The sequence below is a fragment of the Rahnella sp. CJA17(1/100) genome (genome assembly GCF_963881615.1).
GTDB classification, from domain to species: Bacteria; Pseudomonadota; Gammaproteobacteria; order Enterobacterales; family Enterobacteriaceae; genus Rahnella; species Rahnella aceris.
The window spans coordinates 21,155-34,724 of sequence record NZ_CAWOJA010000018.1 but is presented as its reverse complement, the minus strand read 5'-3'; the positions used below and the strand labels follow the sequence as shown (position 1 = coordinate 34,724).

Sequence of the window (13,570 nt, the reverse complement as noted above, 5' to 3'; positions counted from 1 at the left end):
CTGTGGGTGGGCTGACAGAATTTCACATTTTTCATGGATTTATTGCATCGCCCTTTATTATTGAAAAATCCAGGCAGACGATTAAACTTACCTATCTTTTTGAAACATTAATAAAATATATATAAAGGACCTTTGGGCAATATGGAAACAACCTACAGCCGCGCATTCATAAAGAATTTTCTTGGCCAGTCGCCAAACTGGTACAAAATAGCAATTCTGGTTTTTCTGATTGTTAACCCGCTGATTTTCTTCCTCATCAGTCCCTTTATCGCGGGCTGGTTGCTGGTGATTGAGTTCATTTTCACATTAGGTATGGCGCTTAAATGCTACCCGCTTCAGCCGGGTGGATTGCTCGCCATCGAAGCCGTCATGATCGGCATGACCAGCGCAGGACGGATCCGCGAAGAAGTGTCTGCTAATCTGGAAGTCATCTTGTTGCTGATTTTCATGGTCGCTGGCATCTATTTCATGAAGCAGTTGCTGTTAACCGTGTTCACCAAATTGTTGTTGAATCTGCGCAATAAAATTGCCCTTTCACTGGCGTTTTGTTTTGCTGCCGCCTTTCTTTCCGCATTCCTGGACGCACTGACCGTTATTGCCGTGGTGATCAGCGTTTCAGTGGGCTTTTATTCCATTTATCACAACGTTGCTTCAAATCAGAATGAAAATACTGAGGTCAATGACGACAGCTCTTTTACCGGCAATCAGCAGCATCAGGCTGTGCTTGAACAATTCCGCGCATTTTTACGCAGCCTGATGATGCACGCCGGTGTCGGTACCGCGCTGGGTGGCGTGATGACGATGGTCGGCGAACCGCAAAACCTGATCATCGCGAAAAGCGCAGGCTGGCAATTCATCGATTTTCTGATCCGCATGTCGCCGGTCAGCGTGCCGGTCTTTTTCTGCGGGTTTATTGTATGTGCGCTGGTAGAACGCTTCCGCTGGTTTGGTTATGGCGCGCAACTGCCACATCCGGTGTATGAAGTGCTTAAAAAGTTTGATCAAAAGAACAGCGAGAACAACACGAAGCAGGAGCGTATAAAACTGGCTGTGCAGGCGGTGATTGGTGTGTGGCTGATTGTTGCGCTGGCATTCCATCTCGCTGAGGTTGGCCTGATCGGCCTGACGGTGATTATCTTTGCAACCGCGTTATGTGGTGTGACGGATGAACATGCCATCGGCAAGGCATTCCAGGATTCACTGCCGTTCACTGCCCTGCTGACGGTATTTTTTGCCATTGTTGCCGTGATCGTCGAACAGCATCTGTTCAGCCCGATCATTCATTTTGTACTTCAGGCTGCACCGTCCAACCAGCTTTCACTCTTTTACCTGTTCAACGGTTTGCTCTCATCGGTTTCAGATAACGTTTTCGTCGGTACGGTCTACATCAATGAAGCCAAATCGGCGCTGGAAAATGGCATTATCGATCTGAAACAATTTGAGATGCTGGCCGTGGCCATTAATACCGGCACCAACCTGCCTTCAGTGGCGACACCCAATGGTCAGGCAGCCTTCCTGTTCCTGCTGACTTCTGCCCTTGCACCGCTGATCCGGCTTTCTTACGGAAGGATGGTCTGGATGGCATTGCCGTACACTGTGGTCATGACACTCGTCGGCCTGTTGTGTGTTCAGTATCTGTTGCCCGATATGACCCAGTGGTACAGCGACATGGGATGGCTGAGTTTGCCCCCGGTAACTGAGATCATGCCGGTGCATTGATGAAGGAAAGATTGAGTCAGTAATCTCCTGTAAGCACCTTCACTCAGGAAATTACAGAATTTAAAGTCGAATTGTCCGATTTATATTAATTATTTACCGAATATTGATTCGGACAGGCTGGCAGCAGCAAGCAATTGGTTTACACTGCGTGTCAGTAGCTAACTGCAGGGAAAATTTTCTATGTTGCAATATCTTAACCGCTGTTCACAAGGTCGCGGTGCATGGCTTCTGATGGCTCTGACTGCACTGGCACTTGAGCTGGTTGCATTGTATTTCCAACACGTGATGTTACTTAAGCCCTGTGTCATGTGTATTTATGAACGTTGTGCTCTGATGGGTATTCTGCTGGCTGGCCTCGTCGGTGCTATCGCACCTTCCACATGGTTACGCTATGCCGGGATCCTCATCTGGCTCTACAGTGCTTACGAAGGTATCCGCCTGTCATGGGAACACACCATGATTCAGTTGCACCCTTCTCCGTTCGCCACCTGTGATTTTGCCGCGCGTTTCCCAAGCTGGTTGCCACTGGACAAATGGTTCCCGTGGATGTTTATCGCCAGCGGTGATTGTGCAGAAAAACAGTGGGAATTCCTGTCACTGGGCATGCCACAGTGGCTGGTCGTGATTTTCAGCGTGTTTATGGTGATTGCTGTTCTGGTGCTACTGGCTCAGTTCGTTAAACCAAAACGTCGCGATTTATTTGGTCGTTAATTCAGTCCTTGCTGACACGGAAAAGCGCCTCTGATGGCGCTTTTTTTATGTCTGTGGAGGAGAAGATGTTTTCCAAAACAGACGTGATGTATTATCTGCAGCGCCCGCTCAACACGGGCTTTCTGCCTCTGTGCTTTTTATTACCATTATTGGAACGTGCAATGAAAAATCTTCCCGTCTGGGCCATTTGGATCATTTGTGTTGGAGCCTGCGTCGCCTTCTGGGTCGTCGCTGGTTTCGTGTTATACGGTCTGTTTAAATAAAATTTAAACATCAGGGATAGAAATCGACAGTGACGTTTAACGGAAATGGAATGACAGGTATTAACGCGGGTGCAATGGCGGAGTTCCATTAATCCCGGCGTTGCTTTTGATCAGAGGTAAGATTTCCCCCTTCCCCCTTCTGCACACAACACACTGCACAAAAAAAGACCTACGTTTGTAAATTCGTCAATGCATTCTATGCTACGAGGGCTAAAAGATTTATCAGAGGAACAAAAATGTTCATTAAAGGTTTTTCAAAAGGCTTTTTCATCGCAATTCTTTTTATCGTAACTTTGGCTTTTTTCGATGTATTAAGGCCTTACTACTCTTCCGTACTATGGGCCATTATTCTCGCCGTCATCTTCAATCCGTTAAAAAATCGGCTGAAACAGGTTGTCGGTGATCGCAACGGTGTGGTCTCTCTGCTGACCGTTTTGATAATTTGTCTGATTGTCTTCACCCCTCTGGCGATTATAACCTCGTCGCTGGCACTTGAATTCAATGCGGTTTATACCAAACTGCAGGGAAATCAGACACAGCTGCCCGTGATCCTGGCGGATTTCATCCATCATTTACCACGATGGGCACGGCACTTCCTGTCAGACCATGATCTCGACAGCACCGCTGAGATTCAGAAAAAACTTTCTGATGTGGCACTGCAAGGTAGTCAGTATCTGGCCGGCAGCGTTTTCGTAATAGGTAAGAGCACATTCGGCTTTGTCGTGGGTTTCGGCATCATGCTGTATGTCCTGTTCTTCCTGATCAAGGATGGCGCTTACCTGGTCAATCTGACACTCGCCACCCTGCCGTTGTCACGGTATGTAAAGCACCATCTGTTTATGAAGTTTGCAGCCGTTTCTCGCGCGACAGTAAAAGGCACCGTTGTGGTGGCGGTTGTACAGGGCGCACTGGGCGGTATTGCGTTTTACATCGCCGGTCTGGATGGAAGCCTGCTTTGGGGTGCTCTGATGGCGTTCCTGTCGATCATTCCGGCAGTGGGTTCAGCCATTATCTGGGTGCCTGCGGCGATTTATTTCTTCGCCTCCGGGATGCTGTGGCAGGGGATCTTTATTGTGGCCTTCTTCGTGGTGGTCATCGGCATCGTGGATAACGTGTTACGTCCGCTGCTGGTCGGCAAAGACACCAAAATGCCGGATTATCTTATCCTGGTCACCACACTTGGCGGTATGGAAGTGTATGGCATCAATGGCTTCGTGATTGGACCGCTGATTGCCGCGTTATTCATCGCCTGCTGGAACATTCTTTCCGGCCGGGATCATCAGAACAATACCGATGAGATTAATGAAGACTTTATCGAAGAAGGGAAAAACCATCCAGATGCCTGAGGCTCTCAGCAACTGCGACAATCTACCGAGTTTTACCAAATATGATTATGAAGTTTTCATAACCTGGCGTAGAAATAAGAAGCAATAGATACTCTTTGTCTGAAGGGGCAATGAATGAAAAATATCATCTTAAGTATGGTCGCAAAAATCTCCCACATGGAAGCGGATTCCAAGCAACTTACCGCACAGGTTGAGGCTCAGTCCCTTTTACTGAGTGCTATATTTTTAACTGTCGGCAAAAATGGCGGCCCCCAGGAAATTATCGAAAGCGTAAACAAAGCCATCAACTCAGTGCTGGACTCTGCTGATGAGATGCTTAAATCAGACGCTAAGATTTTGTTCGAGCAATTCCAGGCACTCATTGAACTGACCCGACTGATTGATAAAGAAGATCCTGAACTGGATGCCGAGGCTCTCAGCGCCATGAACGGTGTCAGACCCGACTCTGAGATTTAGTGTAAAAATTCGTAATAAAAAGCCCCGGCAATGATTGCCGGGGCTTTTTGTTTTCTGATTGCGGGCAAAATCGGTTATCTGGCCCAGCTTGGCTTATTCAGAATGTGATCCTGCCAGTCTTCAACGTCGTCTTCACGCACGGCGATGTAACGTACGGAGATCTGCGCTGTATGCATGGCCGATTTCGATGCTTTGTTCAGCAACGGATGCCAGGGAAGCAGCGGGCGTCCTTCGCCGATCAGGCGATAGGCGCAGGTTGGCGGCAGCCAGTCGAAGGTTGTCAGGTTTTCGCGGGTCAGTTTAATGCAATCTTCTTCCAGCGTGAAACGACGTTCATAGTTACGACACTGGCAAGACTTGATGTTGAGCTGGTTACAGGCGACGTTGGTGAAATAGATTTCATCGGTGTCTTCGTCGATCAGCTTATGCAGGCAGCATTGTCCGCAGCCGTCGCACAATGCTTCCCATTCTTCGTCGGTCATTTCAGGCAGCGTTTTGTGCTGCCAAAAAGCGGGTTCAGTCATAATGTGCATCCGGTATAAAGAAAATGAGGGTGCTTATATAGACGCTTTAGCCTGCAGATGCAAGTAAAGCCGCCGGAAATGGGTTCCGGCGGAGAGGAAAAACGCCGTCAGATCACGCGGGAACTTACCTGTTTACCATTAAGTGTAGCCACAATTTCATCACCCGCTTTTAGCGGGCCGACGCCGTGTGGTGTACCGGTCAGAATGATATCGCCCGCGCGCAGCGTGAAGAAGCGGCTCATATAGGCAATCAGCGGCAGAAGCGGCGTCAGCATATCGCGGGTATTCCCGCTCTGACGCACTTCTCCATTGATCTCTAACCGCAGTTCAGCCTGTTGTGCATCACCAAATTCACTTACCGGAATAAATCCGCTCATCGGGCAGGAACCGTCAAACCCTTTGGCTTTTTCCCAGGGTTGTCCGGCTTGTTTGAACGTCGACTGCAAATCCCGCAGCGTCAGGTCAAGTGCCAGCCCGTAACCAGCGATAGCATTGGCGACGCGATCTTCCGTCGCCTGCTTCAGTGGTGTGCCGATAAGTACCGCCAGTTCGACTTCATGATGTACCGCACCGAGATCCTTCGGGATGACGATGGGTTGGCGGAAATCGCACAAAGCGGTTTCCGGCTTGATAAATAACACCGGTTCCGCCGCTTTCTGCCCGCCCATCTCTTTAATATGATCGGCGTAGTTACTGCCGACACACACGACTTTGTTGACCGGAAAATCCAGTAACGCGCCGTGCCAGTCTCTGTGTTGGTACATACAGCTACTCCTTGAAGTTAGGAATTTCAGCCGCTGAACGGATTATGCGGTGCTGGCGCTAACGGTGCAGAAGGCGCCGGAGTTGTCGCCGGTGCTAAATCGCCGGAAACCACCGGTGACTGCGAGCCCATAATACCATCCGCCATCATGCCGATACTCAGCGCGAAATAGGTTGAACGGTTCCAGTGCATGATCGTACGGAAGTTATCGTAAACCAGGAACGCGCGCCCCTGCGTGTCATCCGGTGTGATAATCCATGAACGGGTCGCTGTCGACATCAGCGGGCTGCCGTCAACTTGCGTCACGCCGCGCTGCTGCCAGTAGCTGGCCGGATGCATCTGGTTATTTTTCAGCCCCGACAGAGCGCCATCAAAGTTAGCCGGTAATTTCACTTCCTGGCCCCAGCCCTGATCGCCTTTCCAGCCTTCTTTCGCCAAATAATTGGCCGTGGAAGCAAAAACATCATCGGTGTTTGCCCAGATGTCTATCTTGCCGTCGCCGTTACCGTCAGCGCCGTAAGTCAGATAAGAACTTGGCATAAACTGCGACTGCCCCATCGCACCCGCCCAGGAACCTTTCATCATGTCGCTGGTGGCTTTACCGGAATCGACAATTTTAAGCGCCGACATAAATTCTTTGGTGAAGAAGGCTTCACGACGTCCTTCGAAGGCCAGTGTGGCCAGCGCAGAGAATACATCCTCTTTACCCTGAATTTTGCCGAAGCTGCTTTCCATCGCCCATAACGCCACAATGTACTGCGGCTGAACCCCATAACGTTCGCTGGCTTTTGTCAGCGCAGGCAAATTACTCTGAAGCTGTTCCTGCCCTTGTTTAATCTTCCATTCAGGCAGAACGCGTGTCAGATAATCGTCGAGGGTAATTTTCTTTTCGAGCTGATTGCGATCTGAATTGATTACGCGGTCAACAAAATGAATGTTGGCGAAGGTGCTGTCGATGGTCTGCTGGCTGATCCCTTGTGAGAGCGCCTGTGCTTTGAGTTGTTCGACATAAGCCGGGAATTCCGCGGGGTCCCGCCCCTGTTCAGCCAGAGACGTTTTGCCAGAAGGCGCTGCCGGTGCGGCAGCAGCAGGCTGTGTTGCCGCAGTGGATGGTGTAGAGGGTTGCCCTGAGGTAGCTTTCTGTGCTGCACAACCACTGAGGATGATCAGCGGTGTTAACACGGCCAGTGCCGACAATTTCATCAATTTCTTCCTTTTGACTTCTGCAAGTGATTCATCGCTATAAGCTTTGAGCACGACCAAGATGAATGCAAGTCATGCCGTCTGAAAGTTCGAGGAGTGCCGAGACAAATGTCAGGAATGCGTTATTTACTGGCGTCGTTCAGATGAATATTCAATAAACTTTCTACCGGCGGTGGAACCTGCAGATAATAACCCTGCTCCTCCAGCGACTGACGCACTTTAGCAATATCTGCTGTGGCAAGTTTTTCACGGTTTGCCAGGTTTAGCATCATTGAGAACTGAGGCACGCCAAAACCTTTGAGTAATTCTTCAGGCACACGGGAAAAATCGTCTTTTTTTTCGACATACAGATAAGTCTGGTCGCGTTTAGTACTTCTATAGATCACACAAAGCATTTTTTTAACTCTATTTAATTGAAACGGTGGCTTGCCTAGATATAACTGTAACTATAACATGCTTATCGTACATCGGAATATCGCCCCCCGAGTGGTATTCCGGGGATTTAGAGTTGCTGAGACTGAGTCAGGATAGATGTCACAATCGCCAATAGAACTAAAAGGCAGCAGTTTTACCTTATCGGTTGTTCATTTACATAGTTCACAACCTGAGGTTATTTACCAGGCATTACAGGAAAAAGTGGAGCAAGCTCCAGCCTTTTTGAAAAATGCCCCTGTTGTTATCAACGTTGCCTCACTGACCGGTGAAGCAAACTGGAAAGACATTCAACAGGCTGTCGCTTCTGCAGGCTTTCGCATTGTTGGCATCAGTGGTTGCAAAGATGAGGCGCAAAAACGCGCACTTTCCCGCACCGGTTTACCGCTGCTGAGTGAAGGCCGCGCACAGCGTATCGCTGCAGAACCACCGGTTCCTGTCGTGCCCGACAATGCACCGGCTAAAACCCGCATTGTCAGTACTCCGGTCAGATCCGGCCAACAAATTTATGCCCGTAACAGCGACCTCATCGTGACCAACAGTGTTAGCGCAGGTGCGGAACTGATTGCCGATGGCAATATCCACATCTACGGCATGATGCGAGGCAGAGCGCTGGCTGGCGCCGCAGGCGATGCAAATTGTCAGATTTTTTGCACGCAGTTAGGCGCTGAACTAGTCTCTATCGCAGGGCAATACTGGTTGAGTGATCAAATCCCGGCCGATTATCTCGGTCAGGCAGCGCGCCTCAGCCTGTTAAATAATGTGTTAACCATACAACCTTTAAACTAAGCCCTTTTGACAAGGAATCCATTCATGGCACGCATCATAGTTGTTACATCGGGTAAAGGGGGCGTTGGCAAGACCACTTCAAGCGCGGCCATTGCTACCGGTTTAGCTCAAAAAGGCAAAAAGACTGTAGTTATCGATTTCGATATCGGTCTGCGTAATCTCGACCTGATTATGGGCTGTGAGCGCCGGGTGGTTTATGATTTCGTTAATGTGATCCAGGGTGATGCCACGCTGAATCAGGCGCTTATCAAAGATAAACGCACCGAAAACCTGTTTATTCTTCCGGCTTCGCAAACACGTGATAAAGACGCACTGACCCGCGAAGGCGTTGAGAAGATCCTGAACGATTTAGCCGAAATGGAATTTGATTTCGTGGTGTGCGATTCCCCTGCGGGCATCGAAACCGGCGCACTGATGGCGTTGTATTTCGCCGATGAAGCCGTGATCACCACCAACCCAGAAGTCTCTTCCGTTCGTGACTCCGACCGCATTCTGGGCATTTTGTCTTCAAAATCTCGCCGTGCGGAACAAGGCTTAGAGCCTATCAAAGAACATCTGCTTCTTACCCGTTACAACCCGGGCCGTGTCAGCCGTGGCGACATGCTGAGCATGGAAGATGTGCTGGAAATCCTGCGTATTCCTCTGATCGGGGTTATCCCGGAAGATCAGTCTGTACTGCGCGCGTCCAACCAGGGCGAGCCGGTCATTCTGGATCAGGAATCCGATGCAGGGAAAGCGTATGACGATACTGTCAGCCGTCTGCTTGGGGAAGAACGTGCATTCCGTTTCATTGAGGAAGAGAAGAAGAGTTTCCTGAAACGCCTTTTTGGGGGATAAACCATGGCATTGTTAGATTTCTTTCTGTCCCGCAAAAAATCGACAGCCAATATAGCCAAGGAACGGCTACAGATCATCGTAGCCGAACGGCGTCGAGGGGATAGTGAACCATCATATCTGCCTGAACTGAAACGTGACATTCTGGCAGTCATCTGTAAGTACATTAAGATTGACCCAGAAATGTTGCAGGTTCAGTTCGAGCAAAAAGGTGACGATATTTCCGTACTGGAACTTAACGTCACCCTGCCAGAATCGGAAGAAACGCCTAAATGACAGCAGTCTGTTTGCCTTGTTCGCAGGTGTTTTTTTCAGCATAGCGCCCCCTGTTTTTTCAGGGGGCTACTGCTTTTTATCTCGTTCCCTTCCGCTATTCTCTTCCCGCCCCGAAATAACCACTGTATATAACCCCATTAAACAGGTTCTTTTTCTGTCTGTTTGCGCTTATTCCTGATAATTCTTGATTAAGACTTCTCTCATTCTGGCTGGAATTTAATATCCCCAGACTGGCCTGATTGCCGCTATTTTAGGATTAAGCGTTATCGGGAAATATAAAATAAAAAGAGCGGGACAATTGCCCGCTCTTTTTAACGCGTATTCACTTTCCTTCTTAAAAGAAGGAATCAATAATTGCTCAAAATTTCATTCAGTCTTTCAGCTAACAACTTCCCGCGCCAGCCACTGATTAATTCAGGTTGTGATTCTTTATCTTTTAACTTCCAGTGATGGGTCAGTAACTGATTAATCTGGCGACGTGATGCCAGCATTTCAACGCTCAGTTTACTCTCTTCACTGACAGTCTGAATAAGTGCCTTAATATCCTTAAAGACTTTGCGGTAACCCGGCTGATCAATCAGGTTCAAAATCGGTGCGGGCAGTTCAGCTTCATCCAGTGCATTCGATTCCTCCACCAGCGCCAGCAACGTACGCCCGTGATAGCGAATCTCCGGGCCACTCAGACCAAGCGCTTCCAGCTCGCCCAGCGACGTTGGCTGATAGCGCGCCACCTGCCAAAGGTTCTCCTCACGGACTACAAAATTAACGGCCAGATCACGCTGACGGGCCTGGTTCAGGCGCCACGCGGCTAACAACTTCAGGCATCCCAACTGGCGTGGACGCAACTGAAAAGCGTTACTGATTTCCAGATAAGCCAGTTCCGGTTGCAGCACTTCCTTACGGCGGCGGCACAGAGCAAGGCATTCATCCAGCGCGGCATCCATCCACCCAGCTTCTTGTGTTTCACGCATCAGTTGATCGGCCAGCGGCAGCAGATACCACACGTCAGCCGCAGCATAGACGCATTGCTTTTCGCTCAGGGGACGGGCTATCCAGTCAGTGCGCGATTCGCTTTTATCCAGCTCAACGCCGGTGGTTTCAGCCACCAGACGTGCAAAACCACAGGACAACGGGCGTCCGCTGAAAGCAGCGAGGATCTGCGTATCAATCAGCGGCGAAGGCATCACCCCAAAGGCATTCAGGAAAACTTCCAGATCTTCGCTGCCGGCATGCAGGAATTTGATGACATCAGGATCAACCAGCAAATCAATGAAGGGTTGCCAGGCGGTGATTGGCAATGGGTCGATCAGCGTCAGCCGTTCGCCATCGAATAACTGTATGAGCCCCAGTTGCGGATAATACGTGCGGGTACGGACAAATTCGGTATCCAGCGCAATTTTACTGTGCGCTTTGGCCTGAAGACAAACTTGCTCCAGCGCGTCATTGGTGGTGATCAACTCATAATTCAAAACATCATTCTCTTAATCATTACTGCGTTATAACGTGATAACGCCGGACATCGCCGGCGTTAAGAATCTGACTCTTTCTGACTGAACAGGCAATCCGCTATGCCGCATCCTGCTTCGGACTGGCTTTCGGTTTCAGCTGCTCATCACGAAGTTCCCTTCTGAGAATTTTACCGACATTTGACTTCGGCAACTCGTCGCGGAACTCGACAATCTTCGGTACTTTGTAACCGGTTAATAACCGACGACAATGTGCGAGAAGCTCTTCGCTGGTCAGTGATGGGTCTTTCTTCACCACGCAAATTTTGACGATTTCACCCGACGACTCATCCGGCACGCCAATGGCGGCAACTTCGAGTACCTTGTCATGTTGTGAAACCACCTCTTCAATTTCGTTAGGGTAAACGTTGAAACCGGAAACCAGAATCATGTCTTTTTTACGGTCAACAATCCGTAAGAAGCCCTGCTCATCCACTGTAACGATATCGCCCGTCGATAACCAGCCATCTTTTAGCACCTCATCGGTGGCGGAAGGCCGTTGCCAGTAACCCAGCATAACCTGCGGGCCTTTAACCCACAGCTCGCCAGGCTGACCAGGCCCGACATCCTGGCCGTTATCATCCACGAGACGGACTTCCGTGGACGGCACTGGCAGACCGATACTGCCACTGTAATGTTTCAAATCATACGGGTTACCCGACACCAGCGGTGAACATTCTGTCAGTCCGTAACCCTCCAGCAGATGTTTACCGGTCAGTTTTTCCCACTTCTCTGCCACTGATTTCTGCACCGACATTCCGCCGCCGACAGAAAGACGCAACGAGGAGAAGTCAAGCTCACGGAAATCTTCATTATTGAGCAACGCATTGAACAATGTATTCACGCCGCTGATAGCCGTGAAAGGATATTTCCCGAGTTCTTTGACCATCCCCGGCACGTCGCGCGGATTGGTGATGAGCAGGCTTTTACCGCCCAGTTCAAGGAACAGCAGGCAATTCACTGTCAGTGCGAAAATGTGATACAGCGGAAGTGCGGTTACCACCAGTTCATGTCCCGGCTGTAACAACGGCGCGTAGGCCGCTTTCGCCTGCTCGAGATTCGCCTGCATGTTGCGGTGGGTCAGCATCGCCCCTTTCGCCACGCCCGTCGTTCCGCCGGTATATTGCAGGAACGCCAGATCATTATTAATGATATCGGGCTTGATGTATTGCAGACGACGTCCGCGCTGTAAGGCGGTGCGGAAGGAAATCGCGTTCGGCAAGTGGTATTTAGGCACCAGCCGTTTGATATATTTCACCACAAAGTTAACCAGCGTCCCCTTCGCCGCAGAAAGCTGATCGCCCATTCGGGTCAGGATCACATGCTTAACCTGGGTTTTGTACACCACTTTTTCCAGGGTATGTGCAAAGTTTGAAACAATCACAATGGCACTGGCACCGCTGTCGTTGAGCTGATGCTCGAGTTCACGCGGCGTATACAGAGGATTGACGTTGACTACCACCATGCCGGCGCGCAATACGCCAAACAGGGCAATCGGGTATTGCAGCAGATTCGGCATCATCAGGGCAACGCGGTCGCCCTTCCTGAGCCCAAGCTCATTTTGCAAATAGGCGGCGAAAGCACGGCTGCGCTCTTCGAGCTTGCGGTAAGTCATCACCTCGCCCATGTTGATAAATGCCGCATTGTCAGCGTAACGCAACGTAGCATTTTCAAACATCTCGACCAGCGAACTGTAGCGGTCAGGGTCGATGTTCTCAGGAACATCTGCCGGATATCGTTTTAGCCAAACCTTTTCCAAGGTATCACTCCTGAAATCATGTTCTGTTGCCGTCTCTATTCGACGAGTTTTATCACGTCTTTAACAATATTTTAACTCAGCTTACCAGTTGCGTTTCAAACAATGTCGAGGTTGAGAGGCGGGTCACTTTTTCTGTGCCCTTACTTTGTCAACCGTCCATGGCAGAAAATAAAAAGGCGGCAATTAAGCCGCCTTAACAACGCTTCTCTTCAGGTCATTTCCCGGGCAGCGGCACAACAGAATGCGTCGCTGCCGGTTTTACTGTTGCCGGGGGAAGCGCGCCATGAGAAGGCGGAGCTCCACGCGGCGGCGGCGGTCTATTCGGTGACGACGCTTTCGACCCGGGCCGGTGCTGTATTATACCAGCCGGGACCCCAACCGGGCCCAAACCCCCGCCCCCAGGAATCATACGGTCCGCCAAAACCATAGCCCCACGGGCCGATAGGTTGCGGAGGCATGACGACCTGTTGCTGTATCCGCCAGCGTTTGTAGCTGTTGACATTAACGGTAACGAAATCATAAGACGTCTGGCCGATGGTGCCCTTTTCCACGCCGGTAATTGGCCCGACGACGGTCACTAACTGATTGCGGTAATCCACCGGATCCACAAAACCGTTAATGTAAGCCATGATGCGTCCGCGTGATGCTGCCCCTAAAATCGGGCGAGCACCGTCATCCAGCGGAACAGTTGCGATTTCCAGACGCGTCTTGTTTTGCAGGTTGGTTACGGCAATCACTTTGCCGCCAAAACGCGACTCCTGCCCGACGTACAAATTCGGCGCGCCCTGCACGGCCTGTAAATTCATTTGCGGCGTAGCCGTGGTCCCACGAATTTCATCGGGCACGGTGACACACCCTGATATTACCAACACGCTGAGTGCAACAGCACTCAGCACCATTTTCTTACCCGTTACACCTGATAACTGCTGAACAACAGACCACTTACGCATTACGATGACTCCTGTGCAAACTCTTCATTTTGACCGTCTT

The 13,570-nt window shown here is 50.1% G+C and carries 15 protein-coding genes; 8 read left to right on the top strand and 7 right to left on the bottom strand.

What is annotated here, in order from left to right; all coding sequences use genetic code 11:
* Positions 1 to 141 precede the first annotated feature (141 nt).
* The 5 genes from nhaB (at position 142) to iraP (ending at position 4,495) form a co-directional block, all read left to right on the top strand.
* Positions 142 to 1,719, top strand: a complete 1,578-nt coding sequence (gene nhaB / locus AACU55_RS10725) for a sodium/proton antiporter NhaB (protein WP_013575334.1) — start codon at positions 142 to 144, stop codon at positions 1,717 to 1,719.
* Positions 1,720 to 1,899: 180 nt separating this feature from the next.
* Entirely contained in the window at positions 1,900 to 2,430 is a 531-nt protein-coding gene (gene dsbB / locus AACU55_RS10720) for a disulfide bond formation protein DsbB (RefSeq protein WP_013575333.1), read from the top strand.
* Between the two features lie 65 nt (positions 2,431 to 2,495).
* A complete protein-coding gene (locus AACU55_RS10715; protein ID WP_112151906.1) occupies positions 2,496 to 2,693 on the top strand; it encodes a hypothetical protein in 198 nt (65 codons plus the stop codon).
* Positions 2,694 to 2,929: 236 nt separating this feature from the next.
* Positions 2,930 to 4,039, top strand: a complete 1,110-nt coding sequence (locus AACU55_RS10710) for an AI-2E family transporter (protein ID WP_037034663.1) — start codon at positions 2,930 to 2,932, stop codon at positions 4,037 to 4,039.
* Between the two features lie 114 nt (positions 4,040 to 4,153).
* Positions 4,154 to 4,495 carry an anti-adapter protein IraP gene (gene iraP / locus AACU55_RS10705; protein WP_013575330.1) on the top strand — a complete coding sequence of 114 codons (342 nt, stop codon included), beginning with the start codon at positions 4,154 to 4,156 and terminating at the stop codon, positions 4,493 to 4,495.
* 74 nt (positions 4,496 to 4,569) lie between these two features.
* Here iraP and AACU55_RS10700 read toward each other — a convergent pair whose 3' ends face one another.
* The 4 genes from AACU55_RS10700 to AACU55_RS10685 all read right to left on the bottom strand — a co-directional run bounded on the left by AACU55_RS10700 (position 4,570) and on the right by AACU55_RS10685 (position 7,380).
* Positions 4,570 to 5,019 (bottom strand): YcgN family cysteine cluster protein, encoded by a 450-nt coding sequence (locus AACU55_RS10700; protein WP_134707005.1) that lies wholly within the window; start codon positions 5,017 to 5,019, stop codon positions 4,570 to 4,572.
* A 107-nt stretch (positions 5,020 to 5,126) separates the two neighbouring features.
* A complete protein-coding gene (locus AACU55_RS10695; RefSeq protein ID WP_013575328.1) occupies positions 5,127 to 5,783 on the bottom strand; it encodes a fumarylacetoacetate hydrolase family protein in 657 nt (218 codons plus the stop codon).
* Positions 5,784 to 5,809: 26 nt separating this feature from the next.
* Positions 5,810 to 6,985 (bottom strand): lytic murein transglycosylase, encoded by a 1,176-nt coding sequence (locus tag AACU55_RS10690; RefSeq protein WP_134707004.1) that lies wholly within the window; start codon positions 6,983 to 6,985, stop codon positions 5,810 to 5,812.
* A gap of 122 nt (positions 6,986 to 7,107) precedes the next feature.
* Complete coding sequence (locus AACU55_RS10685) at positions 7,108 to 7,380, bottom strand: YcgL domain-containing protein (protein WP_013575326.1); 273 nt, start codon at positions 7,378 to 7,380, stop codon at positions 7,108 to 7,110.
* A 136-nt stretch (positions 7,381 to 7,516) separates the two neighbouring features.
* Here AACU55_RS10685 and minC point away from each other — a divergent pair, with 136 nt between their 5' ends.
* From minC to minE, 3 genes are read left to right on the top strand one after another with little or no spacing between them, the layout of a single operon-like run.
* Entirely contained in the window at positions 7,517 to 8,206 is a 690-nt protein-coding gene (minC, locus tag AACU55_RS10680) for a septum site-determining protein MinC (protein ID WP_013575325.1), read from the top strand.
* 24 nt (positions 8,207 to 8,230) lie between these two features.
* Positions 8,231 to 9,043 carry a septum site-determining protein MinD gene (minD, locus tag AACU55_RS10675; RefSeq protein ID WP_013575324.1) on the top strand — a complete coding sequence of 271 codons (813 nt, stop codon included), beginning with the start codon at positions 8,231 to 8,233 and terminating at the stop codon, positions 9,041 to 9,043.
* A gap of 3 nt (positions 9,044 to 9,046) precedes the next feature.
* The gene (gene minE / locus AACU55_RS10670) at positions 9,047 to 9,316 is read left to right on the top strand and encodes a cell division topological specificity factor MinE (protein ID WP_013575323.1); all 270 of its coding nucleotides are present in this window, start codon (positions 9,047 to 9,049) and stop codon (positions 9,314 to 9,316) included.
* Between the two features lie 347 nt (positions 9,317 to 9,663).
* On the opposite strand, the gene rnd is transcribed toward minE, so the two are convergent.
* From rnd to AACU55_RS10655, 3 genes are all read right to left on the bottom strand, one after another.
* Positions 9,664 to 10,785 carry a ribonuclease D gene (gene rnd / locus AACU55_RS10665; RefSeq protein WP_134707003.1) on the bottom strand — a complete coding sequence of 374 codons (1,122 nt, stop codon included), beginning with the start codon at positions 10,783 to 10,785 and terminating at the stop codon, positions 9,664 to 9,666.
* A 97-nt stretch (positions 10,786 to 10,882) separates the two neighbouring features.
* Entirely contained in the window at positions 10,883 to 12,580 is a 1,698-nt protein-coding gene (gene fadD / locus AACU55_RS10660; protein ID WP_134707002.1) for a long-chain-fatty-acid--CoA ligase FadD, read from the bottom strand.
* Positions 12,581 to 12,897: 317 nt separating this feature from the next.
* Positions 12,898 to 13,530, bottom strand: a complete 633-nt coding sequence (locus AACU55_RS10655; protein ID WP_134707001.1) for a Slp family lipoprotein — start codon at positions 13,528 to 13,530, stop codon at positions 12,898 to 12,900.
* Positions 13,531 to 13,570: the final 40 nt, after the last annotated feature.